The following is a 24,200-nucleotide window of genomic DNA, read 5'->3' on the forward strand; positions in this document are numbered from 1 at the left end:
TCCTTCGCATGAACAGGCTGCTCAATGCTTTTGATGATTTGCTGGGTTTGCTGTATCCATCGTTATGTATTACTTGTGGCGAACGCCTTGTTTCACAGGAAAAATATGTTTGTCTGAAATGCTGGCTCGATTTGCCTGTGTGCCGGTTTCACCACGACTCAGACAATAAAGTGGCGCAACTTTTTTGGGGGAGGGTACAACTTGAAGGGGCCACTTCGTATTTTCAATACCGGAAAGGCAGCCGTTACCAGAAGCTCATTCATTTTATTAAATACAAAGGATTGAAAGGGCTTGGTTTTGAAACGGGTTTGCGGTTTGGCGATGTTTTGGCCGAGTCTGACAGTTTCAGCGCTGTTGATATGTTGGTCCCGGTTCCGTTGCACCCCCGTAAACAGAAAGAACGCGGGTTTAACCAGAGCGAATGGATTGCCCGTGGAATGGCAGATTCGATGGGGAAACCCGTCATCTCTGAAAATTTGTTTCGTAAGATGTTCTCCTCCACCCAAACCCGGAAAAGCCGTTTTGAACGGTGGCAAAATGTGGAAGATATTTTCGGGGTAAATGCTCCGGAGACATTTGAGAACAAACATATTCTGTTAGTTGATGATGTAGTTACCACAGGCTCTACTCTTGAGGCTTGTGCTACCGAGCTTTTAAAAATCCGGGGAACCCGGGTGAGTGTCGCCACGCTGGCATTTGCCAGTTTTTAGCAAAAGAGGAAAAATAACAATCGTTTGAATGCCGTAATTTTGGATGAAAATTATTTCGGTAAAAAATGAATGTGAAAAAAAGTACCCAGGATTATTATTACGAACGGATAAATAATATCCTTCATCATATTAGTAACCATTTGGATGAGCGTTTCGATTTGGAGGGTCTGGCACAGTTAGGCAACTATTCCACCTTTCATTTTCACCGGATTATGCGCGCTTACCTTGGCGAGCCGCTGATGGCGTATATCATTCGCTTACGATTGGAAACTTCGGTGACCCTTCTTCGCTACTCCAATGATAATATAGGTGTCATTGCGCTAAAGGTGGGCTACGAAAACCCGTCTTCCTTCAATAAGGCATTCAAGAAACGTTTTGGAATATCACCCGCTGAATACCGGTTAAATAATGAACTCCTTCGGGAAAATAAAAATTCAAACTTAAAATTTAAAGAGATGAAAAATTTGACAAGTCAACAACCAAAACAAGTTGAATTAGAAAGTAAAGATGTGATTTATGCCCAGGTATTGGGAGATTACAAAACAGGAGCAGGAAAAGCATGGGAAAAAGTATGTGCGTTTGCAGATGCAAAAAAGTTGTACGGGCCAAAAACTGAATTTATTGGAATCAGTCATGATGACCCGAATATAACAGATGTGGAGAAGTTACGTTACGATGCCTGCATTGTGGTTTCGGATGAGGTTAAGGCCGAAGGTGAAATAGGAGTACAGAAAATAGCCGGAGGGAAATTTGCAGTATTTACGCATAAAGGGCCTTATGAAAAATTTATGGATAGTTACGATTATATTTTTGGTAAATGGTTGCCTGAAAGTGGGAAAGAACTGAGGAATGTGCCTGCATTTGAGAAGTACCTGAATGACCCGGGAGAAACGGAACCTGAGAAGCTGCTCACAGAAATATTTATCCCAATTCAATAATTATTCAACCTCTTTGTTTTCTGTTTGTTCTTTCTTTTGATTGAATATAATAGAAAATGAAATTCGAAATAAGTAAACATATTCCCGGACAACGCCCTGAAGTATCACTTCCTTCACATGAAATGTTCCATATTTTGGGAGAAGAAGGTATCCGCGCGTTGGTGAGCGATCATTACGATCTGCTGGCAGAGAGCGAGATAAAACATCTGTTTCCACAGAATACAGTCGGTTTGGATCAGGCAAAAAAAAACTCTTCCGACTTTTTTATACAAATCTGTGGCGGCCCCATGTATTTCAACCGCAACCGCGGGCGCCCCATGATGTATAAGCGCCACCTGCCGCATAAAATCACGGCCGAAGCGCGTGAGGTATGGCTCGACCTTTACCGGCAAGCGTTACGGAAATTGGATTTGCCTGAGGACGTAGCCCGGTCATTTTGGAATTACCTTGATGTTTTTTCGAAGTGGATGGTCAATTCCTGAAAACAGGTTATCTTCTGAAATTATAATATGCCGCCAGCGAAATAACATTGTTAAACTGGTTATTCAGCCAGTAGTAGCTGGTGGCATTATCACCAGGCTGGCCACGAATGGGCAGTACAGACAAAGCAAAACGCAGGTCGAGTTTCAGTTGGTCGAGCAAGCCGAACTGGAATCCCAGGAATGGTTGTAAATCGAGGTTGTTGAAGGCGTGCTGATCCTGAACGGGAAACTCACCGTATTCATCGTACTCCATGGCATGGATAAGGTAACCTGCAGATACCCCCGCCAGAATTGCCCCGCGGTCGTTGGTGCGAAAACCCACAAAGAGTGGAATGTCCACGTAGCCCAGCCGCATGATGTACTTTTCCGGATCAGGGTCTTTGGGGTTTATTTTTTTTCGCGATCCTTTTTGGGAATATTTAATTTCCATTCCTGCAAAAACAGCCGGGGCCAGATCGGTTTGTACAAAAAAGCCTGTCAGTATACCCGGTTTGTGAAACCCTTTAAAATTGTCACCTTCTACCTGTGTTGCATTAAAACCTGCCAGTACACCTCCTTCGAAGCGTTGTGCCGAAACCCATTGAAACAGCAACAGGAACAGCGCCGGGATTACAATTTTTTTTGCCATTTATTTTAATATTTCCAGTTTCGATTTTAATATTTCAATTCCTTTTACAGCCTTTTCCTGAATATAAACAGCGTCTTTTTGGTTTACCTTTGGACTATCCGGGTCAATCACAAAAGCGGGTATTCCGGGAGTAACAAAATGAATAAGGCTGGCTGCCGGGTAAACCGCCAGTGACGTTCCTGCCACAACAAAAATGTCTGCTTCCTGTGCAATGAGTATCGCTTTTTCAATAGCAGGGACCGGCTCGCCAAACCAAACAATATGAGGGCGCAACTGGCTCCCTTTTTCACAGGTGTCTCCTAGTTTTAGTTCCCAGTGCTGCAGGGTATAAACCAGATTCGGGTCTGCTGTACTCCGGGCTTTGCGCAATTCGCCGTGCAAGTGCAGCACGCGGGAACTGCCGGCCTGTTCATGCAGGTCGTCCACGTTTTGGGTGATGACATCTACATCAAACCATTTTTCCAGTTCGGCAATGGCCCGGTGGCCGGCATTGGGTTTGGCCTCCCAAAGTTGTTTGCGCCGTTCGTTATAAAAACGCAGCACCAGTTCCGGGTTTTGCAGCCAGGCTTCCGGACTGGCCACCTGGGTTACATCGTACTGTTCCCACAGCCCTCCCATGTCGCGAAATGTTTTCAGCCCGCTCTCCTGACTCATCCCCGCTCCGGACAGTATGACCAGTTTTTTCTTCATGCACTAAAAGTTTCAGGCTTAAAGATAGGGAAAATGTGTAAAACAAAATATGGCTCAAAACGCCGGGATGAATACCAAAGGTGTAGGATTGGATGGTTGTAAGCAGGCTAAGGGACACCTGTTGAAATAAAAACGGCCTCCCTGTTCGACCGGTAGAATCCGGATAGCCGCTAACAGAAACGGACACTGGTCCCGAATGAATTTTATACTTTTGTTTTCCTGAAATATACAATTGACAGAGCCGTTTAAAGAACCAATCGAAAAAAAGAAATGTCGTTCATTCTGAATTGATTGAGGGGATAAACAAAGTGAGAAGTTATTCCTTATATAAAAAATGAAACAGCTTTTGCAGGAAATATCGAAATGTACTGTATGCGAACCGCATTTGGAATTTGGTGCCCGTCCTGTATTGACGGCGCATAAAAAAAGTAAAATTGTGATTGTGGGCCAGGCTCCCGGGCTGATTGTTCATAAAAGCGGAATTCCCTGGGGCGACAAAAGCGGGGACAACCTGCGTAACTGGATGCAGGTGGATAAAGAAACTTTTTATGATCCGGAGCAAATCGCCCTGATTCCCATGGGATTTTGTTATCCGGGGAAGGGAAGATCGGGCGACTTGCCGCCGCGAAAGGAGTGCGCCCCTTTGTGGCACGAAAAGTTGCTTACCCTAATGCCCGAAGTGAAATTGACCATCCTGATAGGAAAGTATTCCCAGGCCCACTATCTGGGAAACAGCGTGAAAGTTACCCTCACCGAAACTGTTCGTTGTTTCGATGAATACCTTCCTGACTATTTTGTGTTGCCGCATCCTTCGCCCCGGAACAATATCTGGCAGGCGAAGAATGAGTGGTTTGGGAAACAGGTTATTCCCGAATTTCAGAGAAGGATAAAAGAAGCATTGGCATAAAAACGAAGGGTAATGACTCGCCTTAGAAAAATAGTTTCGTCGCTCACTTTTGCGGGCGTGATTTTTCATGAGTTTGGTCACAAGTTTTTTTGCGATATTACGGGGGTGAGAGTGTTAAAGGTGTGTTACTTCCGGTTTGGAAATCCTTCCGGATATGTAATTCATGAGCGGCCTAAAAATTTTATCCAGTCTTTTTTTATTGCCACCGGGCCACTGATAACAGGAACATTGTTCGCTCTTCTTTTTTTTGATTTGGCTACAAACAGAACTATGGGTGTGTGGCAGCAGGTTTTGTTTTTCTGGTTGGGGGTTTCAGTGGCAATGAACGCTTTTCCGAGTAATACAGATGCAAAGAGTTTATGGCGCGATACCAACCGGCATATCCGGCATAATATTTTGGCTGCATTTGGTTATCCGTTTGCGTTGGTTATCTGGCTGGCCAACAGCCTTTACCTTATTTGGTTTGATTTAATTTATGCGCTGGTGCTGTACTATCTGGTAAGTAGCGGTTTGGGGTAAAGAATTATTCCGGAATGTTTTTACAGATGCCTTGTGTGGAAAAAGACGAAGCAGAATTACGGGGATATGAAGAAAATGAAAAAAGCTGCCCGAACAGGCAGCTTTTCATCTTAATATTTTTTGAAGTACGGCGCGAGTCAGCCTGAATTATTGATTCATAGCTGCTTTCATCCCTTCTGTTGTAGTGTAATATTTTACAATCATGTTAGGAACTTCCCATTCGGGCATTTTTCCCTGGGCTAAATATTGCAGGTATTTTTGTGTTACCTGTCCGAAGTGGGCTTCGTGGCCTACTTTATATTTTTCTGGAATTTCCACCATCCAGCGGTTGTCATTCAGCTTTTTCAGTTGAACGCCGGGAAACTTGGCAGCCAAATCCTGATTAACCGCTTTTTCCAGTCCGCCGGCAAATGTATCCAATCCCTCTTCAGAAGTAGCTTCGACATAAAGTTTGGGTTTGTACCCTTCTTCTTCTCCTTGTTTAATAATAAGGTTACATTTTGTTCCGCGCATAATGGAGTAGTGCGTGTCGCCTGCACCTTCCGGAGCCTGATAATTCCAGATGACAGAAACTTTGGCGTGAATACCCTTTAATTTATAGTTGATTTCGCCGTTACTGTACACTTTTAAAATGTCATTTTCCACATCTTTTTGAAGGTAATCCGGGTATTTATCGAGTTGTGTAACTTTTTGAAACATTTCCGGAGTGAGATCGGTGGTCCAGCGCCGGGCGGAAACAATATTTACATCTTCCTTTTTCAGGGTAACTTCCGGGAATACTTCCCACTGTACAAGGTCAACGAGGTGGGTGGTAACATCTACAATACCTTCTCCCTGCTGATTTACATCAAAAAACCAGGCCGGGCGTATTAGCGGACTGCCCGAAACGTGTTTGAAAAAGTGGTGTACACTTTCTTTGGTGATGGCTGGATTTTCAGGTGTTCCTTCCACTAATGTACCAAATACCTCCGGGACGTTGGATAGTTCACGCTGAAGCATGGTGGTAATTTCGTACCGTTCAGTCATAATGTCGTAAAGCATAACCCCTTTTTCTTCGGCTACTTTAAATGCCTGCTCCAGTTTAGGAAATTCATCGGGTGAAATGACCATGGGTTTGTCGGCAAGAACATTGATGCCGGCTTCCACTGTTCTCAGAATAAAATCTGTCTTTTCCGCATTATTCCCTGCTGTAACCATTACATTACCGGGTTTTTCGCTGATCATTTTCTCAAAGAAATCCTGACCGGTGTACACTACAGATTCCCATGATGTTGGGTTTTCGGCCCGGTTGTTAAAACGCTCTATCAGTTTAAGATGACTTTGCAGTTCGGATCCTTCGGGCGCATAGATGTGCACCACCGGATCTACCTGATCGTACATAGATTTTTGTACCAGGGCAGCGTGAAAATGCCCCGGGTCAAGGGTCATCAGTTTTACTTCTCCTTTAGCTCCTGTAAACATACTTTTGGTTTCTTGAGTTTCTGATTGTTTGCTTCCACCTGAACATGCCGAGAGCATAATTGCGGCAGCCAGCATAAAAAACGATATTTTCTTCATTATGGTAACTTTTATATTGATTCCGTGAACGTACACAGTATGCAAAATTAAAATTTTATTTGAATCCCTGCGGTCTGTATCGTTGATTTATTCAGCCCTTTTGAAAAGGTTGCTTCTATAATGGTTTGTCTATCCGAAATTGTTGTGTTTTAAAATACTATCCAGTCATCGAATGTTTTACAATTCCGGGTCTATATAATATTTAATTTGGGAATCATAATTTGTGTAATGAATGTATTTTTTATTTTCCATCCAGAGAATGACCGTTTTGGCATTTTTAGTCTGGTACCTTGGCACATAGGGCCGCACATTGTCGTAAACAGAATGTGTTGTAATGGGTGTTATTTCCCATGTAGCTCCACTGTCCTTTGTTTTGAATTTTTCAATTTCGAAGGTTCCTTCTACTTCTCTTGAAAGGTAAACTGTGTTGGGGTTAAGAGGATGGAATGTCATGTTTCCCATGTAGTGTTGCTCCCTTTCAGTTTCGCCAGGTTGAGTTTGCGGAAACCATTTGCCGGCTTTGCAAATTTCAACATCCTCCCACTTTTTTTCCGCCTTATTGTAGTAGGCATAGTGGTAGCGGTGATCGGTTTCCTTGGGGTGCCGCGAATACAGGATAAACGGAGTGCCATCTTTTTCTACAATGTCGGCAATCCAGGCCCTTCCCTGTTCTTCGGAGGCCTGGTAAACCAAGGAGGCGTCATGGGTGGTAAAAGGTAAACCGGACAGGTCGCAGATTTTTGTGCCGTCGGCCCGCCAGAAAGCGCGGTTTTCGTAATAGCAATAATACACAGAGTTTTCAGGTTCTACACGCGGATGACCGTCGGTGAAAACCAGGTGGATTTTTGACTGCCCGTCAGAATAGTATTTTACATAAGGCCTGTTGTTGGCATCGAATGGTTTACTGCTGATTACCACGTATTGTTCTTCCCAGGTATTTCCATTGTCGCTGGAAATAATCATATTGGGCTTGTACCCAATCCAACGGCCAAATGCGAAAAGCTTGTTGTTCTCTTTTTCTAAAATGTAAGGATTGGCGTAAGTGTAGGTTTCATGTGGAAACTGTTTCAGAAGTTCCTCTGTTCTGGGCATGTACACCACGTTCTTTCCAAATGTATTGATATCAGCGCCTTCTGTCGTTTGATTATAGATGATTCCTTTTTTTGAGGAATGCCAGGCAAACATCGTAAACACATTTCCGTCAGGTAAAACGGTAAATGCCGGATTGTCGTGATCATCAATTTCCATTTGCGGGTAAATGTTTTGAAACTCTTTTTGTTGAGTTTCAAGGTTGAGTGAGGCAATTTCTACAGAACCATCATTTTTTACCCATCCGGTTATAATCTGATTGTCAGAATAATAAATGGCCCTGGGATCGGAGAACCAGCACCAGGCCCCATTGTCGGTTAAAGTCTGCACGGAATCAGAAGTTGCGTGGTCTGCCTTCTGGCCGGCTGATTTGTTGTTCTGGCCGCAGTTTGTCAGTCCGCCAAGTATCAGTAAACAAATGGATAGCAGTGTAATATTCTTTCTAAACATAGCCTTTGAATTAAAAGTCACAAAGTAAATATAAAAATTTGCAATGCCTGATTTTCCCTTGATATATTGGGTTTTACAGGGTAAATATTTTACTAACTATCTTCTGATGTATTCTGTACCGAACGGGTACCTTTGAGGCCGGCTTAACATGGAGTTGGCCAGGTCGTTGTCAGAAAATTTTTCGGTTTTAGGGTTCCATTTCAGAATCCCGGGAATTTTCATTGCAATGTGACTGATAAGACAAACCGTGCAGGCACGGTGCCCGATTTCTACCGGAGATATGGGCTGTTTGCGCGACTGAACACAATCGAGCCAGTTCCCGTGTTGCTCCTCACTGGAGTAAAGGTGGATTTCATCTTTTCCAATTTTTGATTTTAAGATTTCCGGGTCGCTGGCATCAAGCGCTTTAGTGCTGCCTTCCGGGATGGGATCACTTGCTGTGGCACGGTACGCTCCACGGGTCACAAAAATCCAGCCTTTGTCTCCAATGTAGCGGATTCCGTTCGGGAAACCGCCGCTGGTGTAAACGGTTATTCCGTTTTCGTATTCGTGTTTTACCATAAAATCCCCATGTACATTCCAGTCTCCGGATTTTGGAAACTGTGCAATGGCTTCCACTGAAATGGGACCAGTGAATTCCGTATCCATTCCCCAGGCTGCGGAGTCATAATGGTGTTGTCCCCATCCGGTAATCATTCCGGCGCCATAATTCTCGTGTCTGAGCCATCCCGGGCGACTGTAATCATTTTGCGGATGCACCAGGTTTTCTTTGTATTCAACTTCAGGAGTAGATCCGAGCCACATGTCGAAATTCAGGCTGGAAGGAACAGGTCCGATTTGGAAAACCGGTCCGGATGGATCGCCGGGTAACCCGATTTTTACGGTATGTACTTTCCCTATCCGTCCGTTGCGAACCAGTTCGGCAGCTCTTCTGAACTGTGCCCACGAGCGTTGCTGGGTACCTACCTGCAAAATTACCCCCTGCTGATGAACCATGTCGCTAAGCAAACGTCCTTCCTCAACGGTTAACGAGGTGGGTTTTTGCAGGTAAATGTCTTTGCCGGCCAGTGCTGCTTCAATGGCGGGCTGTGCATGCCAGTGGTCCGGCGTACTGATGACTACTGCATCAATGTTCTTGTCGGAAAGCATGTCCTTGTAGTCAGTATACATTTTTACATCAATGGGATTGGAGCTTCCTGTTTTTTCCCTGTAAAAATCTTCCACAAGTTTTTTCCCGTCAGCCATACGTTTGTTGTCTACATCTGAGACAGCTACCATCCGGGCCACGTCGTATTTTAATGTTTCAGCCATATCATGGCTTCGGGCAATTCGGCCGCACCCGATTTGACCAACATGGATTTTATTACTGGGGGCATTTTTCCCAAAAACCGACGAAGGAACAATGGTTGGGATGATTAATGTTCCGGTAGCCGTAAGGGTCGTATTTTTTAAAAAATTTCTTCTTTCCATTGTTTTCTCCTTTTATTCTGATTTATACTTTTCAAATTCTTCTGCAATCTTTGCTTCTTTGTGGTTCCCGGAGTGAACGATTACCCGGTATCTCAGTTCGATTTGTTCTCCCTTTTTTAAGGTGATGTTTTTTTCGTTTTCAGGCCAGTACATGGGCGTAGGGGAGAAGAATCCGTAATCGCGGGTGAACCAGGGGGCCGGAAACCATTCGTTGGAAGGGTGTTGCAAAATGGCCATTCCTTCAGTTTTGCCCATTCGTTTGCCGGAGTAATCCATCCATGCGGAGCGTTTTCCGAAGGTGCCTTTTTCGCCGGTTTCTCCTTCTGAATTAACCATTGTTCCGCCGTTCACCACCGCTAAATCGGGATCCATTCTTCCGCTGAACAGCGAATGGTTGGTTTTGTCAATGGTCACATCTATCAGCATTTCCATTACAATATCAAAATCGATTTGGAATTTTTCGGGCGATGGAACAGAAACCGTGATTCTGCGTTTGTCTTTGATGGGTGCATCGGCGCCAGGCCGTTTCCAGATACATTCATTTTCAACAACGGCTTTTTTATTGCCGGTTTCAAGAATGTCAGCCCGGAGCGAGATGATTTGCCCGCGTTCCAACCCTTCCTGCCAGTAATTTCCTCCATTTACCTTGTCGCAGCCGAAAAAGAGTGAGCTGTGGTGCGGGTAATTGGCATTGCGCATGGACGTTACGGAGGCATTCGACGGGCCATTCACCGGGAAAAAGAACGGGTACTTTTCAAATTCAGAAAGAATGTAGCTGGTAAACAGGTTTCCGTTTACCCTGAATTCAATTTTATCGCCAACTTGTTCGGCGGTAACTTTTGGCTGGGCTTTTCCAGCTTCCGAAGCCGCAAAAAGAATGATAATCAGATAAAGCGTTTTTTTTAGCATACTTTTATTATTTTTTAATCAGGTTAATTTCCGGGATTTTGGCAAAACTATTCCAGTATTTTTCTGCTGTTGCGGCGTCTATTGCGCCATCAAAAACAATCATTCTGTATTTTAACGTATAGTCTTGCAACGCTTCCAGTTTCCAGTTTTCATGTCTGATGGGGACAAATTCAAAATACATATCGCCGCGTCCGCCGTTGGCATCGGGAGGCCACACGCGCATGGGTTCCGGGTGCATCCGGTTGGAGGGATGGCTGAGGAACAGGATTCCGGATTGCCCTTTCTCCGTATTTGATTCACCTTTCACCATACACCAGCGGGCAAAGGACCCATCGGCATCAGCCCTTGTTTTTCCGTCAGAGGTTAATACGGAACAGTTGTTTTTATGCCATTTTTCGGTAGCGCGAAAACCAATTCCGCCTCCGTAGCGGTAAGCATCGAGCATAATTCCATCGGGTAGCGGACTGTTAAGCGTGGTGGTATAATCTATTACCCACACTTTCTCTGAAACACTCCAAACCCGCACATCCAGAATCTCGCTCATGGCCACCTGGTCTCCTCCCGGTGCACCAAAGTCAATGTGTTGTTGCAACGCTTTAAACCCACTGAAAACTGCACCTTCAGTCTGCGATAAAAAAGATGCAAACCTTACGGTACCCTGTCCTTTAATCAGGTTCCAGAAATCCACTTCGCGCTCGCCGATATGGGTTTTTGTCCAGGGGCCCCAAATTCCGTAATGATGATAATGGTCGGGCGGTTGAATACGTGATAATACTTCACCTCCCGGCGACCAAAGCGGGTGAATGAACCCCGAGCGTTTGAAAAGCGGATTAATTCCTTCGGGAGGATAGGTGGTGGCAAAGCGGTAATTTAAAACCGGTTTTTCATTTACCTTGAAATGGAGGTCTTTGTGGTTTTTTTGCAAGGCCACCTTCGGTTCCTGTTTTTGGGCTCCTTCCTCTCTTTTCAGAATGAAATTCCGTATAGAGTTTTTTGCTGAAATGCCTTCAAGGATAAACCAAATCCTGGCTGAATGACCGGGCTCAAGCTGGCTTGGCACAAATTTTTCACCTTTTGCTGTTATCTCATAAAGCACAAGAGAACTGTTGTCTGTATTATAATTTAGCCCATCAAGGGAAATCGAAACCGGCGCGTCGATTTGTTCTTCTTCAATGTGGACGGTCATTTTTGCCAGGTCCTGTGCCAACAGGCCGAAAGAGAAAAATAGCAGGAGCATTAAATGTATTATTTTCATCCTTGTAAAGTTAAGCCCTTCGAGCCCCAAAGGAGAGGTTGCGAGGGATTAGGTTTCATCAATTGTTTCCTTGAATGCCCGGATGTTTTCTGATGATACATTGGGCGGCATTCCTCCGCCGCATGACCAGACAACCCGGTTCTTATCTCCGAATTCATTCATCATTTTACGGGTTTCTTCGCGCACTTGTTCCGGTGTTCCGGCAGCCAGTACATCCCGGGGAGGCAGGTTACCGAGCAGCGCCACTTCCGGGCCGGCCAGTTCGCGAATTTCTTTCAGAGAGTGTTCAAAGCTGAAGTTGAAAAGGTTAACGCCCATTTCTTTCAGGTAAGGCGCTGAGATTAGGCCCTGGGCATCATTGTGAAAGAGGTTTAGTTTTGAATCGAACGCATTAAAAATTTGTTTGATATAAGGCACGGCATATTCTCTGCATTCATCGTCGCCCACAAAACCCACAATATCATCCAGTAGCAGAATACCCTCGATGGAGGGAAAAACTTCCTTTTGGCGCCGGAGCCAGTCCGTGGTAAATTGTGTTATGGTTTTCAGCAGCTTGTGGCTGTTTTCAGGATCCATCATTAAGCCCGTCATCAGTTCGGTGGTGCCCATTAAAAATGAGGCGATGTTTAGTGGGCCACGGGCAATGGCAAATTTTATTTCATGCCCCGTTTCCTGCATGGGTTTTTGGTAATTCAAAAGCCGTTGTATAACAAATGGCAGCAATCCGTCCGTTTTGGGGTTGGGAACTTTCAGCTTTCCCGCTTCGGAAATGTCGCTGATTATTTTGGAGGCATGTGGCAAGTTGTATTCATCCCACACCATTTTGGCTCCAAAGGCCGATGGTTCGGTGCACATGCCAAACTCTGACCAGAAACCGGGAAGGAAAATAATGTCCGGGAAGGTTTCAACTGCTTTCTTATTCGCCTGAAACCAAATTTCTTCTGAGGAATAAAACTGAAGGGCGGAAACCCCTGCCCAACCCGGAATCCAGGGACTGTCGATGATAAAACCTGTGACAGGTTTTTGCGGTGTTTTTCCCTGCACAGTATCCAGCAATAGCTGCCATTGTTCTTGCGTCATAATTTTTTTTGTTAAATCGTTCAAAATTAAAGGTTCTGTGCGGTATTGAGTAGTATTTTTTTTGCAGAGATTTGTACTGAATTAGCGTTTTTGCTAATATTGAGGAATGAAAGCAATGCAGGAGCATATTGATTTTCCGCTACGGTCGGTAGTGAAGGTGAAGTGGCAGAAGAAACCTCATTTTACCTATCCGTGGCATTTCCATAGCGAATATGAAATTCTGTATGTAATTGAAGGAGCAGGGACCAGTTTTGTGGCAGACAACATTGAACAGTTCGGGCCGGGTGACCTTGCCATGCTGGGCAGCAACCTTCCGCATTTTTGGCGAAGCGACGAGAAATACCATGTGGAAGATAGTGCCGGGAACATCAACTACATCGTGATACAATTTTCAGAGGATCTGTTCCGGGGGCCTCTTTTTCAGTATCCTGAATTTCATATTATACAGGAGTTGATTGAACGCTCCTCGCGAGGCATCCGGTTTTCGCCGCCGTTTTCAAAAGAAGCCGGGAAGCAGATCATAAAAATTGCCCAAAGTTCAGGGTTCGACCGTGTGATTTTATTGTTGCAGCTTCTGCACGAACTGGCTAAAACCGAACAGTTCAGGATGCTTGCCGGGGAGTTGTACCATTTTCAGAAACATGATTTTACAGATGACCGCCTGACCAGGGTGTTACACTTTCTGGCCACCGGGTACCAGCAAAAAATTGAGCTGGAACAAGTGGCCGAAATTGCCCACCTTCATCCTTCGGCTTTTTGCCGGTTCTTTAAGGAGAAAACCGGAAAGTCACTTTCGGAGTATGTATGCGATTTACGTATTAGTTATGCTTGTAAGCTAATCGTTGAGGGGAAACTTTCTATTTCACAGATTTGTTTTGAGAGTGGCTTTAATAACTTGTCCAACTTTAACCGTACGTTTAAGCGGCACACTCAAATGACACCCACCGAATATTTCGGGCATTTTCATAAATAGAATGTATCTTAACATCCGCCAATCCCTGTGAAGCGTTTTTTTACAGAAAGTAGTTGTTGTTTGCGCAAGAATATGTAATTTCCATCTTTTCAGTTTGATAATACATTTTTTATGGAAAAACCGGTATTAACATCGCGCCGGAGCTTTATTAAAAGCTTAACTGCTGTTCCGGCATTGTCTGTGACGGGCCTTACTCCTTTTTTTATTCAAAGTGAAAAAAAGGAAGAGCCTTTTTCGCATAAGTTTAAACTCAGTCTGAATGTTTATTCGTTTAATTCTCCGCTACGGGAGGGGACAATTGATTTGTTCGATGTACTGAATTTTTGTGCCCGGTACAATTTTGACGCCATCGATCCCACCGGATATTACTTTCCCGGCTATCCGGTTCCTCCTGCAGATGAATTTATAAATACGTTCAAGCGAAAAGCATTTCTTCTGGGGCTTGACATCAGTGGTACTGGTGTGCGAAATGATTTTGCCAATCCCGATGCGGAAGCCCGGGAAGCTGACATACAAATGATAAAAAAATGGATTGAGGCTGCTGCCAGGCTGGGGATCCCCAATCTCCGCATTTTTGCGGGCACCAATCCTCACAAGGGATTTTCGCGCGACCAGGTTTTTGAATGGATGGCTAAAGATATCAGGGAATGTTGTGATTATGGGCAACAATTTGGGGTAATTATTGCGTTGCAGAATCACAACGATTTTTTGAAAACGGCCGACGATGTGGATCGTATTTTCGAAATGGTAGATTCCGAATGGCTGGGACTGAACCTTGATATCGGAAGTTACCGGCAGCACGATCCGTACCGGGAAATTGAAAAAAATATCCACCGCGCCGTCACATGGCAAATCAAGGAAAATGTTTGGATTGACGGAAAGGAAACTCCCACTGATTTTGTAAAATTGTTTGAGCTGGTTAAAAAGGCCGGTTATCGGGGTTACCTTCCGCTGGAAACTTTGGGGGCAGGTGATCCGTTTGAAAAAATTCCCCGGCTGCTGAAAAATGTAAAAGAAGCACTGCAAACCATTTTACCATGAAAGAAGTAAATGTTCCGTTTAACGAAATGCAATCCGTATTCCGGCAGATTTTACAAACCCAGGGATTTTCAGAAGACAGAGCAGACACGTGCGCCCGTATTTTTGCCGAAAACAGTCTTGACGGAATTTATTCACACGGGGTTTACCGGTTTCCCCGGTTTTTGGATTTTATTAAACGCGGTTTTGTAAAAGTGAATGCCGGGCCAACACTGGTTCACACCGCCGGCGCGTTGGAGCAGTGGGATGGCAATCTTGGGCCGGGGCCGCTGAATGCCATGTTTTGTACAGAAAGAGCAATGCAACTGGCTGATAACAACGGGCTGGGTTGCGTTGCTGTTGCCAATACGAATCATTGGATGCGCGGGGGGACCTATGGCTGGCAGGCTGCAAAAAAGGGTTTTGCATTTATCGGTTGGACCAATACCGAAGCCAATATGCCGGCCTGGGGCGCCAGAAGCAGCCGGCTGGGAAATAATCCGTTGATTTTTGCTGTGCCGTTTGGCAGTGAAGCGGTGGTGCTCGATTTTGCCATGACCCAATTTTCTTATGGTAAAATGGAAACGGCCCAACTACAGGGGAAAATACTACCTTATCCGGGCGGATTCAATTCTGCCGGAAATCTTACGAATCAGCCGTCCGAAATTCTGGATTCTTTTAGGGCCCTGCCAATTGGTTACTGGAAAGGAGCTGGGTTATCTTTACTGCTCGATATTCTGGCAGCTGTTTTGTCAAGCGGGCTGGCTACTCACCAGATCAGCAAACAGGAAGTGGAGTATGGTGTGTCGCAGGTGTTTGTTGCCATTAGCCTGGAAAAACTGAGTAATTTTCCGGCAATCGAAAAAACAATAAACGAAATCATTTCAGATTTTAAGGGTTCTGTGCGGGATGAAAGCCATTCTGAGATTCGCTACCCCGGTGAACGGGCAATCCGTACGCGGAAAGAAAACCTTAAAAAGGGCATTCCTGTAAATAAAAAGGTGTGGGAGGAGATTTGCCAAAGTCTTCCTCTTGAAGACTGAAGGACACAAAAAGGATGCATGGCACTACGCTAATGCAGTACAAGCACTTTTCTCTTGTAATCCACAATTGCTTTGTGCTTCATCAGGAAATCGCCGCCTATTAAACCGCAGATATGCAAATTGGTGGCCCGGGAGTAAAGTTGGTTGATGTGGGACAGATCGAGCAGCGCCACCCTCAGGGTTTCAATTTTTAGTTTCCCCAGCGAAAAAGGTTTCAGGTAGGCTATGGTCGTTTCAATAGGTTTTTCTCCTATACCGGCAGTATGCACCTCGTCGGCTTCTTCATCAGATGTATCGTATCCTTCTTCAAGGTTTTTGTCGAAAACAGTTTTAGAGGCGCCGGTATCCACCACCCAGTATCCGGTTGTTCCGTTGGAAAAAGAGCCGGAAACAACGAGGTGAAAATTATCATCTTCCAGTTCAACTATTTGTAAAGGAACCTTTATTTTCATGTAATTATTATTGTCAAATCTTCAAGGTATTCCCAAAATTGACCGGGAATACTCTTATTAAAATTATACACCTGTTTGCGAGCATGAATCACAAATGCAGGATTGTTTTATCTTTCAAAGTAAACCAAAAAAACGGCTGTTTCGGAAAACAGCCGTTTGAATATTTGAGTTATATAGCTTTTGATTTTTTCTGCCAATACTTCTGTAAAGGGAAGAATAATTTATAGCTCTAGAGGATATTCATTCCGTCCAGAACATCCATTACACCTTTTACAGCGTTGGCCGAGTCATTTAACAGTTGTTTCTCATCATCGTTCAGCGCTACTTCAATTACTTGTTCTACACCGTTTTTGCCAAGTTTAACCGGTGTGCCAACAAACATGTCATTCAATCCGTATTCGCCTTCCAGTTTTACACAGCAGGGGAAAATACGTTTTTGGTCCATCACAATGGCTTCTACCATTTGGGCTGCCGCCGATCCGGGGGCATACCATGCTGATGTGCCCATGAGGTTTACCAACTCGCCACCTCCTTTTTTGGTGCGCTCTACAATGGCATTGAGTTTTTCCATGTCGATGAGCTCGGTTACCGGAATTCCGGCAACAGTTGTGTAGCGTGGCAGCGGAACCATGGTGTCGCCGTGTCCGCCCATCAGCAATGCCTGAATGTCGCGTGGAGAAACGTCGAGTGCTTCAGCCAAAAACGCACGGTAACGGGCTGTGTCAAGAATACCGGCCATACCCATCACTTCGTTTTTCGGTTTTTTGGCAGTGGCATATGCAGCATAAGTCATCACATCCAATGGGTTGGAAACAATAATGATTTTAGCTTTTGGTGAATATTTTACCACATTCTCAGTTACGCTTTTAACAATACCTGCATTGATGGAAATGAGGTCGTCGCGACTCATCCCTGGCTTACGCGGTACACCGGAGGTTATAACAACTACTTCCGAACCGGCCGTTTGGGAGTAATCATTGGTTGAACCAACCAGGCGGGTATCGTAATAGTTGACCGGGGCAGTCTGCCAAAGGTCAAGCGCTTTACCCTCTGAGATACCTTCTTTAATATCGAGCAGTATTACTTCTTTTACAATGTTTTTTTCAGCTACTATTTGTGCACAAGTTGCACCAACATTTCCTGCTCCAACTACTGTTACTTTCATCTTTGAATATGAGTTTATTATAATAAAAATAATAACAATCTGGAATACACCATTTTTTAAAAATCCAAATATAATTGATTTTATCGACGTGTAAAATTAAAAGTATTATGCCATTGCGGTTTAACGTTTTGGTAAACATCCATTAGTTTAGCCAATAGGTCACTTTTAGTACCAGTGCCCGGTTGCGGGAATTCCAGCTTCCGGGGATGTAGTTATCGGTATAAACTACATAAATATCTGAAACGGGCTGGTACCGCCATTGAAAACGCATGTTGATATTCATGTTGTCGATTTGTTCATTGTACTGAACAAAAGTCGTCCAAAAGATTTTGTCCGTAAACGTGACATCAAGTTTAGGTCCGAGTAACCAAAATTGGGTCCGCTCAAAAGGCATGGGCAGATGAATATCCGTGTAGTTAAAGTTTAGGGCAAAATTGATGTAGGGTTGATACCGGTATCCCAGTTGCCCCTGAACATATTGGATATTGCCGTTAAAAAAAGTTGCCTTTGCTACCTCGGCATTCCATTTAAACAACCGGCTGGCACTTGACTCGTAACTGGTGAATACCCCGCCATAATTATATTCGGAACCAGCTGGAAGCACCTGATCGCTAATGTGAGTGGGGTCAAAATCATTCAGCAGTTTCACAAACCAGTCCTGGTATCCTAAAATAAATTTGGAGCGGTCTTTAAACTCAAACTGGTAACTGAATGTATTTTCATGTTCGGTTTTATGAAACTCAGGATCGAAGTAGTATTTAAAATCAAGATAAGCGCCATGGCTTACTACACGTTTATTCGGTAAAAAAAGATATACCAGTTCCGGACTTAAATAGTTGTAGCCTGTGCGTTGTATGTAGCCAGTTTCGGCTTTATAATTTTCTCCGATCGAACGCTGCATGAGTTCAAGCTGAAGGTTTTTGGTATTGTATGCCAGTCCGGCACCTTGTGCAAATTGTTTATCCGGATTTCCGTGCTGAAATGAGCGGTGGTAGAAAAATTTTCCGTTCCAGACGTTGTTTTTGCTGGCGAGGTTGTAATCGAAGCCGGCTACCCGGTTAAACAGGTTGGTGGTATCTGGCTGAGCGAGGTACTCTTTGTTTACAAATATGGCACCGAAGTTGGAACGGGCAAACACCTTTTTTTGCACCGAAGCAACGGTGAAGTTACGTGCCAGGTGTTGGCTGGTTTCCTGGGTCGTCATGTTCATAAAGCCGATACGCCAGTCGTTACCCAGTTTTCCGCTCAGCCGGGCGCCGCCCAAAACAGGAGCATCCAGCCCGATTCGCCGGGAGAAAAACGGAGTGGCCATATTGTCTCCAAAACCTGAAAAAAGATCGCTGTTTTCCAGAAAGAATTGCCGCTTTTCGGGGAAAAACAGTTCGAACCGGTCAATGTTGGTTACCTGCTGATCAACTTCTACCTGGGCAAAATCAGGGTTGTAGGTCAGGTCCAGGTTCATGGAAGAAGAGAAGCCTACTTTGGCATCGAAGCCAAAATCTTTGGTGTACTCAGCGCCGGTCCCTGCTTCGTAGTCATTGGCAAAACCGCCAAAAACGTAAGGGATAAGCGAAAACAACATTTTCGATTTTGGCAGGGGTTCCGCAAAACGCATCATGCCGGTGTAGGCAAGTGATGCCGTAGGAAACTGACGGGGTACAGGTGCCCAGCTCGATTTCTCATTGGTTTTTAAATCAAGCCGGCTAAAGTTTACATTCCAGCGCTGCCCGGCCGAAGGGTAACGAATGGACTTGAAGGGGATGCGCATTTCTGAAACCCACCGATCGTCGGAGTGGGTCGTTTCCGATTCCCATTTGCAATCCCAGTCGAGGTTGACTTTCGAGCCGTCGCTCATGGTGCCGTCCCATTTGGCACCCGAGGCAGAAATACCAAAGGAAAACCCGTTGGTTTGGTCGAGGAATGTATCAAAAAAAGCGAGGAAATTATCGTTATTCCCAAAAGCAAAATCGCGCCGGAACGATTCCATCACCCTTTTTCCCGGAATGGTATCATGAAATACAAAAGCCAGGTAAAGCGCTTTCTCGTCGTAAGTCATCATCACTTCCGACTGTTGAAGAGCAAGTCCCGTATCAATGGGCAGCACCCGGAAAAAACCATCGGCTTTTTGCGCCGCTGTCCAGTCGGGTTCATCCAGCACTCCGTCTATCTGAATGCTTCCCTGCGTCTTTTTTACGTGGTAAACAAAATCTTTGTTGTACGTGTCGTTGATGGTATCGTTTTTCCACTTTTTAAATGGCGCTGCTTCTGCCAGTAATCCGGCAAAAACAAATAGAAGTAATCCCAAAACCTTCATTCCTGAAGAAATTTAATTGGTTTAAGTAACAGGGCGCAAAGATATTGCATTAAGCCTATTAAACAAGTATCCATTTAAAAATTTACGCCCGAAAAACAGGATGTGGGAGTACAAATTATCAATTTGAACCAGGTGTGTGGTGAATTTGTATCCTGTCAAGATAAGAGACTGGTTGTAGAACCAGAACCATATGAAAACTGCTGCATGTTTATACAGCATTACATTTATTATGGCTCAACAATCTCATTTTTGTTTTCCACATCAATCTTCTGAATTACATCTGGTGTTACCTTCAACGATTTCATCATTAGATTGTAGTCGTTTATGTCCAGCCCTTTTTGGGTTATAAAATCGGCCGGGAAAACCACAATCCGGAATGCCTGGTTATCGGTGTCAGCGGGTGGCAGTGTATTAAAATCGACGGTACCATCCAAAAAAATCTCGACATCGTTAAAGGTGTAATCGTAGTTGTACTGTAATATACCTTTATCGCCCAGATCTACCGTTTGGGGGAGTAATCTCCATACATCCACTATTTCACCTGAATTATCTTCCACTTGTTTCCACCGGATGTAAACCAAAACTGCGTCGGTTTCGTAAACCGTGATCGATTGTGGAAATTCATAATATAAGGCGTATTCGTTTTCCGGAGTAAAATCATCCTGAAATTGAAATACTGTGCCGAATAATGATTCCCCGTCTTGTCCCGGAGGCCCAACAGGTCCTTCGCACGACGATAAAACAACGAGGGCGAATAAAAAAATGATTCCTGTTAATGTTTTCATAGCTGTAAAATTTAAATGTAAAAATTGATTTCTGTTATCGAAAAAGACAACATTGATGCCAATTGGGCGGAAAATGAACAATTTTTTTTAAGATGCGCAAGTTTTTATGTTGAAATGTGTCTGAATGAGTGATAGTTTTTTTATTCACAAAAAAATAGAGTCATGAGAAAATCAGAAAAACTTTTTGTTATGTTGGTTATGATAGCCGGAGTGGTTATCCTGAATTCATGTAATAAAGAAGAAGTGGAGAGTACAAATCTGAAAACGATTTCAAAAGATTATTTGAGCCTTTTCAGTGCATTTAACACAGCATCCGAGGAGGAAATCACGAGCGGCGATGAAGATGATTTAAAATCAGCGGAAACGTGGACCTGTTTAAATGTAACCATTCATGAGAACGAAAACGGAGATTTTTGGCCGCGAAGCTGGACGCTGGACTATGGGGAGGAAAACTGTGAAACCTTTTCAGGAAATACCCGCAGGGGCAAAATTCATGTAACCCTTTCCGACTGGTGGAGGAATGAGGGCTCTTCCCGGGAGATTGTATTTGAAGACTATTATTTCAATGACAATAAGCTCGAGGGGGTAAAAACCATTACAAACAACGGTGAAAATGATGAAGGACATCTCACTTTTTCAAAAGAGGTAACAGGAGGCAAACTGATTTACACCGATGGTACTGAAATGAAGTGGGATTGCCAAAAGGTCAGCGAGTTGATTGAAGGAAATGACACGTTCAGGTTTTTTGACGATGTGTGGTCGGTTACAGGTTCGGGAGCAGGAGTAAACCGCGACGGAGCAGAATACACTTTCGAAATTACCGACCCGCTGATTTACCAAAACGGGTGCTTTTATCCTGTAAGCGGTGTTGTCGAGATTGTGACCGAAGGCAGTTTAACAATTATTGACTATGGTAATGGCGAATGCGATAAAGTAGCGACGGTTACTACCGACGGCGTTACCACGACGGAAGAATTATAATTTTTTTAAATGAAATATTAGATGTATTTCTAGAATGAAATCTTTAAATTCGGTGGAAAAATATTTCGTTGGGGAACAATAGAAAAAATCAGTAATACCATCAAATAATGGAAATAGTAAAGGAAGTGAAGATCAGTGAAAACGGGTTTGTTTTCAATTCGAAAACAGGCGACTCGTTCAACCTGAATCCAACAGGGCTGGCACTGATAAAATTGATTTCAGAAGGAAAAGAACTGGATGAAATTAAAAAGGAGTTTGTTTCAGCATACGAAGTGGACGACCTGACCTTTGAAAAGGATTTTTATGAGTTCTTTACGTTGCTGAAACATCATCAAATTATGGTTCAGTCCGATCCACTCGAATTTAAATAAACTGACATGGGAAAACAACGTATCAGGCTGGCGGTAACCGGGCTTAACAACACCGATAGTCCCGGCCCCGGGGTTCCATTTATCCGGGGGGTAAAAGAATCAGATATTTTTGATGTGCACATCATTGGTCTGGTGTATGAAAATTTAGAACCGGGCATTTATATGGAGGGGTTGTGCGATCGCATTTTTCAGATTCCTTACCCGTCATCCGGCTCCGATGAACTTATCGAGCGTATTGAATACATCCATCAACAGGAGAAAATTGATGTATTGGTACCCAATTTCGATGCCGAACTTTTTTCATTTATGAAAAATGAGGAACGCCTCCGTAAACAGGGAATCCAAACTTTCCTGCCTACCCTGACGCAGTTTCAGGAACGAGAAAAGCACCGGTTGCCCGAGTATGGGAAGAAATACGGAATCAGGGTCCCGGCAAGTTTGAACCTGGGTAGCCTGGGGCAAATCACTGAGATGGAAGATAAGTTCGACTACCCGGTTATGGTAAAGGGGCAGTTTTATGACGCTATTCAGGCGGGCAATAAAGAGCAGGTAAAACAGGCTTTTATGAAAATTTCAGCCAAATGGGGCCTGCCGGTTATTGTCCAGGAGTTTGTATCGGGCACAGAAGTGAACGTGGTGGCGCTCGGCGATGGAAAAGGCAACACCGTGGGCGCCGTTCCCATGCGCAAACAGTACATTACCGATAAAGGGAAAGCCTGGGGAGGCATTACGCTTGCCGATGAAAAAATGCTGGAGTTGACCCGTTCTGTCATTGGGCAAACCAAATGGCGCGGGGGGATGGAACTGGAACTGATAAAAACAAGAGCGGGAGAATATTACTTAGTGGAAATTAACCCGCGGATACCTGCATGGGTTTACCTGGCAGTGGGTGCCGGTCAGAATATTCCGGAAGCACTGGTAAAACTGGCCCTTGGGATGGAGGTAAAGCCCATGCAGGCATACAAAATCGGAAAAATGTTTGTGCGGTATTCGTACGATATGATTGTCGATTTGGAAAAATTTGCAGCTATTTCAATGAACAAAGAAATTTGAGCCATGGAGAAATTAAAATATGAAAAGCCGGTCATCAGTAAAATAACTGCCGGGGTGCCAAGTAAATTCGGGCTACCGGCCAGACAAAAAATCATTTCTGAAATTGACGGAATCCCTGTTTCAAAATTGATGGAAGAATATGGATCGCCGGTATTCGTATTTTCAGAAAATACTATCAGGAATACGTATGCCGAGGCGCGCCAGGCGTTTGAAACACGCTACCCGAAGGTGCAGTTTGCCTGGTCGTACAAAACCAATTACCTGGATGCCGTTTGTAATATTTTTCATGATGAGGGGTCATGGGCAGAAGTGGTTTCAGGTTTTGAGTTTGAAAAAGCGTTGGCGATCGGTGTTAGTGGCTCACAAATTCTTTTTAACGGGCCGGAAAAGTCTGAAAAGGATTTAACGCTGGCCATTAATCACAATGCCTGCGTTCATATCGACCATTTCGATGAATTGTACCTGTTGATGGAAATTACGCAAAAGCTTGATAAAAAAGCACGGGTAGCCATCCGGGTGAATATGGATACCGGGATTTATCCGATGTGGGACCGGTTCGGTTTTAACTACGAAAACGGGGAAGCCTGGAATGCCATTAACCGAATTATGCTGGCCGACAGGCTGGAGTTGATTGGGCTGCATACGCATATTGGAACGTATATTATGGCTCCTTCAGCTTATGCTATTGCGGCCACTAAGCTGGCCAACCTGCTTGTGGCTACCCACAGCAAATTTGGACACTGGCTGAAATACATCGATTTGGGGGGCGGTTTTGCATCGAAGAATACGCTGAAAGGCGCCTACATGCCTGGATCAGAAACGTGTCCTACATTCGATGATTATGCCGAAGCCATCACCAATGCGCTTATCTCTTCTGAAATACCGCACGAAAACCTGCCGACCCTATTTCTGGAAACAGGGCGCGCACTGATTGACGATGCCGGGTATTTGCTTACCACTGTTTTGGCAAACAAACGCTCTTCTACGGGGCGCCGCAACATGGTAATCGATGCCGGGGTGAACCTCCTTTTTACTTCGTTTTGGTATAACCTGGGCGTGTACCCAAGCAAATCGCCTTCGGAATATCTGGAAGAGACAACCATTTACGGTCCGCTCTGTATGAACATTGATGTCATTCGGGACGCCATTAATTTTCCACACGTAAAAACGGGAGATCAACTGGTAATTGAGCGCGTTGGCGCATACAATGTTACCCAGTGGATGCAGTTCATTACCTACAGGCCCAATGTGGTACTGATCGATTTGGAAGGAAGGTCACACGTAATCAAAAAGAAAGAAGATTTGGAAACATTAAAAAATAAAGAAGTAAAACCGGAATAATTAAGATATAAAGCTAGTCTG

24 protein-coding genes are annotated in these 24,200 nt (G+C 44.3%); 12 read left to right on the forward strand and 12 right to left on the reverse strand.

From position 1 onward, the window contains the following. Positions 1 to 8 precede the first annotated feature (8 nt). The 3 genes from D1164_RS05300 (at position 9) to D1164_RS05310 (ending at position 2,130) form a co-directional block, all read left to right on the forward strand. The gene (locus D1164_RS05300; RefSeq protein ID WP_119348915.1) at positions 9 to 710 is read left to right on the forward strand and encodes a ComF family protein; all 702 of its coding nucleotides are present in this window, start codon (positions 9 to 11) and stop codon (positions 708 to 710) included. Positions 711 to 775: 65 nt separating this feature from the next. After that, the gene (locus D1164_RS05305; RefSeq protein ID WP_119348916.1) at positions 776 to 1,648 is read left to right on the forward strand and encodes an AraC family transcriptional regulator; all 873 of its coding nucleotides are present in this window, start codon (positions 776 to 778) and stop codon (positions 1,646 to 1,648) included. A 56-nt stretch (positions 1,649 to 1,704) separates the two neighbouring features. Then, positions 1,705 to 2,130 carry a globin domain-containing protein gene (locus D1164_RS05310; protein ID WP_119348917.1) on the forward strand — a complete coding sequence of 142 codons (426 nt, stop codon included), beginning with the start codon at positions 1,705 to 1,707 and terminating at the stop codon, positions 2,128 to 2,130. Between the two features lie 7 nt (positions 2,131 to 2,137). Here D1164_RS05310 and D1164_RS05315 read toward each other — a convergent pair whose 3' ends face one another. Next, positions 2,138 to 2,758 (reverse strand): porin family protein, encoded by a 621-nt coding sequence (locus tag D1164_RS05315; protein WP_119348918.1) that lies wholly within the window; start codon positions 2,756 to 2,758, stop codon positions 2,138 to 2,140. Then, entirely contained in the window at positions 2,759 to 3,448 is a 690-nt protein-coding gene (locus tag D1164_RS05320; protein ID WP_119348919.1) for an SIR2 family NAD-dependent protein deacylase, read from the reverse strand. Between the two features lie 334 nt (positions 3,449 to 3,782). Here D1164_RS05320 and D1164_RS05325 point away from each other — a divergent pair, with 334 nt between their 5' ends. Both D1164_RS05325 and D1164_RS05330 read left to right on the forward strand, forming a co-directional pair. After that, complete coding sequence (locus D1164_RS05325; RefSeq protein WP_119348920.1) at positions 3,783 to 4,355, forward strand: uracil-DNA glycosylase family protein; 573 nt, start codon at positions 3,783 to 3,785, stop codon at positions 4,353 to 4,355. 12 nt (positions 4,356 to 4,367) lie between these two features. Beyond that, positions 4,368 to 4,874 (forward strand): M50 family metallopeptidase, encoded by a 507-nt coding sequence (locus D1164_RS05330; protein ID WP_119348921.1) that lies wholly within the window; start codon positions 4,368 to 4,370, stop codon positions 4,872 to 4,874. A gap of 147 nt (positions 4,875 to 5,021) precedes the next feature. Here the strand turns inward: D1164_RS05330 and D1164_RS05335 are convergent, their stop codons facing one another. The 6 genes from D1164_RS05335 to D1164_RS05360 form a co-directional block, all read right to left on the reverse strand. After that, a complete protein-coding gene (locus D1164_RS05335) occupies positions 5,022 to 6,431 on the reverse strand; it encodes a putative oxidoreductase C-terminal domain-containing protein (protein ID WP_119349050.1) in 1,410 nt (469 codons plus the stop codon). A 177-nt stretch (positions 6,432 to 6,608) separates the two neighbouring features. Beyond that, entirely contained in the window at positions 6,609 to 7,970 is a 1,362-nt protein-coding gene (locus D1164_RS05340) for a BNR-4 repeat-containing protein (RefSeq protein ID WP_119348922.1), read from the reverse strand. 96 nt (positions 7,971 to 8,066) lie between these two features. Beyond that, on the reverse strand, positions 8,067 to 9,440 hold the full coding sequence (locus D1164_RS05345; protein ID WP_119348923.1) for a Gfo/Idh/MocA family protein: 1,374 nt from the start codon (positions 9,438 to 9,440) through the stop codon (positions 8,067 to 8,069). 12 nt (positions 9,441 to 9,452) lie between these two features. Beyond that, positions 9,453 to 10,349, reverse strand: coding sequence for a DUF6807 domain-containing protein (locus D1164_RS05350; protein ID WP_119348924.1), 897 nt, complete (start codon positions 10,347 to 10,349; stop codon positions 9,453 to 9,455). Between the two features lie 7 nt (positions 10,350 to 10,356). Continuing rightward, a complete protein-coding gene (locus tag D1164_RS05355; RefSeq protein WP_206610928.1) occupies positions 10,357 to 11,604 on the reverse strand; it encodes a DUF6807 domain-containing protein in 1,248 nt (415 codons plus the stop codon). Positions 11,605 to 11,652: 48 nt separating this feature from the next. Beyond that, entirely contained in the window at positions 11,653 to 12,684 is a 1,032-nt protein-coding gene (locus D1164_RS05360) for a uroporphyrinogen decarboxylase family protein (protein ID WP_119348925.1), read from the reverse strand. 106 nt (positions 12,685 to 12,790) lie between these two features. Here D1164_RS05360 and D1164_RS05365 point away from each other — a divergent pair, with 106 nt between their 5' ends. The 3 genes from D1164_RS05365 (at position 12,791) to yiaK (ending at position 15,717) form a co-directional block, all read left to right on the forward strand. Then, positions 12,791 to 13,657, forward strand: a complete 867-nt coding sequence (locus D1164_RS05365) for an AraC family transcriptional regulator (protein ID WP_119348926.1) — start codon at positions 12,791 to 12,793, stop codon at positions 13,655 to 13,657. Between the two features lie 111 nt (positions 13,658 to 13,768). Beyond that, entirely contained in the window at positions 13,769 to 14,698 is a 930-nt protein-coding gene (locus D1164_RS05370) for a sugar phosphate isomerase/epimerase family protein (RefSeq protein WP_119348927.1), read from the forward strand. Then, positions 14,695 to 15,717 (forward strand): 3-dehydro-L-gulonate 2-dehydrogenase, encoded by a 1,023-nt coding sequence (gene yiaK, locus D1164_RS05375; RefSeq protein WP_119348928.1) that lies wholly within the window; start codon positions 14,695 to 14,697, stop codon positions 15,715 to 15,717. The genes D1164_RS05370 and yiaK overlap by 4 nt, the downstream gene beginning before the upstream one ends. A 29-nt stretch (positions 15,718 to 15,746) precedes the next feature. On the opposite strand, the gene D1164_RS05380 is transcribed toward yiaK, so the two are convergent. The 4 genes from D1164_RS05380 to D1164_RS05400 all read right to left on the reverse strand — a co-directional run bounded on the left by D1164_RS05380 (position 15,747) and on the right by D1164_RS05400 (position 20,433). Continuing rightward, the gene (locus tag D1164_RS05380) at positions 15,747 to 16,169 is read right to left on the reverse strand and encodes an aspartyl protease family protein (protein ID WP_119348929.1); all 423 of its coding nucleotides are present in this window, start codon (positions 16,167 to 16,169) and stop codon (positions 15,747 to 15,749) included. Positions 16,170 to 16,398: 229 nt separating this feature from the next. Beyond that, positions 16,399 to 17,334, reverse strand: a complete 936-nt coding sequence (gene mdh / locus D1164_RS05390; protein WP_119348931.1) for a malate dehydrogenase — start codon at positions 17,332 to 17,334, stop codon at positions 16,399 to 16,401. Positions 17,335 to 17,476: 142 nt separating this feature from the next. Next, positions 17,477 to 19,648, reverse strand: coding sequence for a DUF5916 domain-containing protein (locus D1164_RS05395; RefSeq protein WP_206610929.1), 2,172 nt, complete (start codon positions 19,646 to 19,648; stop codon positions 17,477 to 17,479). Between the two features lie 227 nt (positions 19,649 to 19,875). After that, positions 19,876 to 20,433 (reverse strand): collagen-like protein, encoded by a 558-nt coding sequence (locus D1164_RS05400; protein ID WP_119348932.1) that lies wholly within the window; start codon positions 20,431 to 20,433, stop codon positions 19,876 to 19,878. Positions 20,434 to 20,595: 162 nt separating this feature from the next. Here D1164_RS05400 and D1164_RS05405 point away from each other — a divergent pair, with 162 nt between their 5' ends. The 4 genes from D1164_RS05405 to D1164_RS05420 all read left to right on the forward strand — a co-directional run bounded on the left by D1164_RS05405 (position 20,596) and on the right by D1164_RS05420 (position 24,179). Continuing rightward, a complete protein-coding gene (locus D1164_RS05405; protein WP_119348933.1) occupies positions 20,596 to 21,414 on the forward strand; it encodes a hypothetical protein in 819 nt (272 codons plus the stop codon). Positions 21,415 to 21,521: 107 nt separating this feature from the next. Further along, a complete protein-coding gene (locus D1164_RS05410) occupies positions 21,522 to 21,785 on the forward strand; it encodes a PqqD family protein (protein ID WP_119348934.1) in 264 nt (87 codons plus the stop codon). A 6-nt stretch (positions 21,786 to 21,791) separates the two neighbouring features. Then, positions 21,792 to 22,838: an ATP-grasp domain-containing protein gene (locus D1164_RS05415; RefSeq protein WP_119348935.1), complete on the forward strand. Its 1,047-nt coding sequence runs from the start codon at positions 21,792 to 21,794 to the stop codon at positions 22,836 to 22,838. 3 nt (positions 22,839 to 22,841) lie between these two features. Next, positions 22,842 to 24,179 carry an alanine racemase gene (locus D1164_RS05420; protein WP_119348936.1) on the forward strand — a complete coding sequence of 446 codons (1,338 nt, stop codon included), beginning with the start codon at positions 22,842 to 22,844 and terminating at the stop codon, positions 24,177 to 24,179. Positions 24,180 to 24,200: the final 21 nt, after the last annotated feature.

It is taken from the genome of Mariniphaga sediminis (genome assembly GCF_003573545.1).
In the GTDB taxonomy this organism is placed as follows: domain Bacteria; phylum Bacteroidota; class Bacteroidia; order Bacteroidales; family Prolixibacteraceae; genus Mariniphaga; species Mariniphaga sediminis.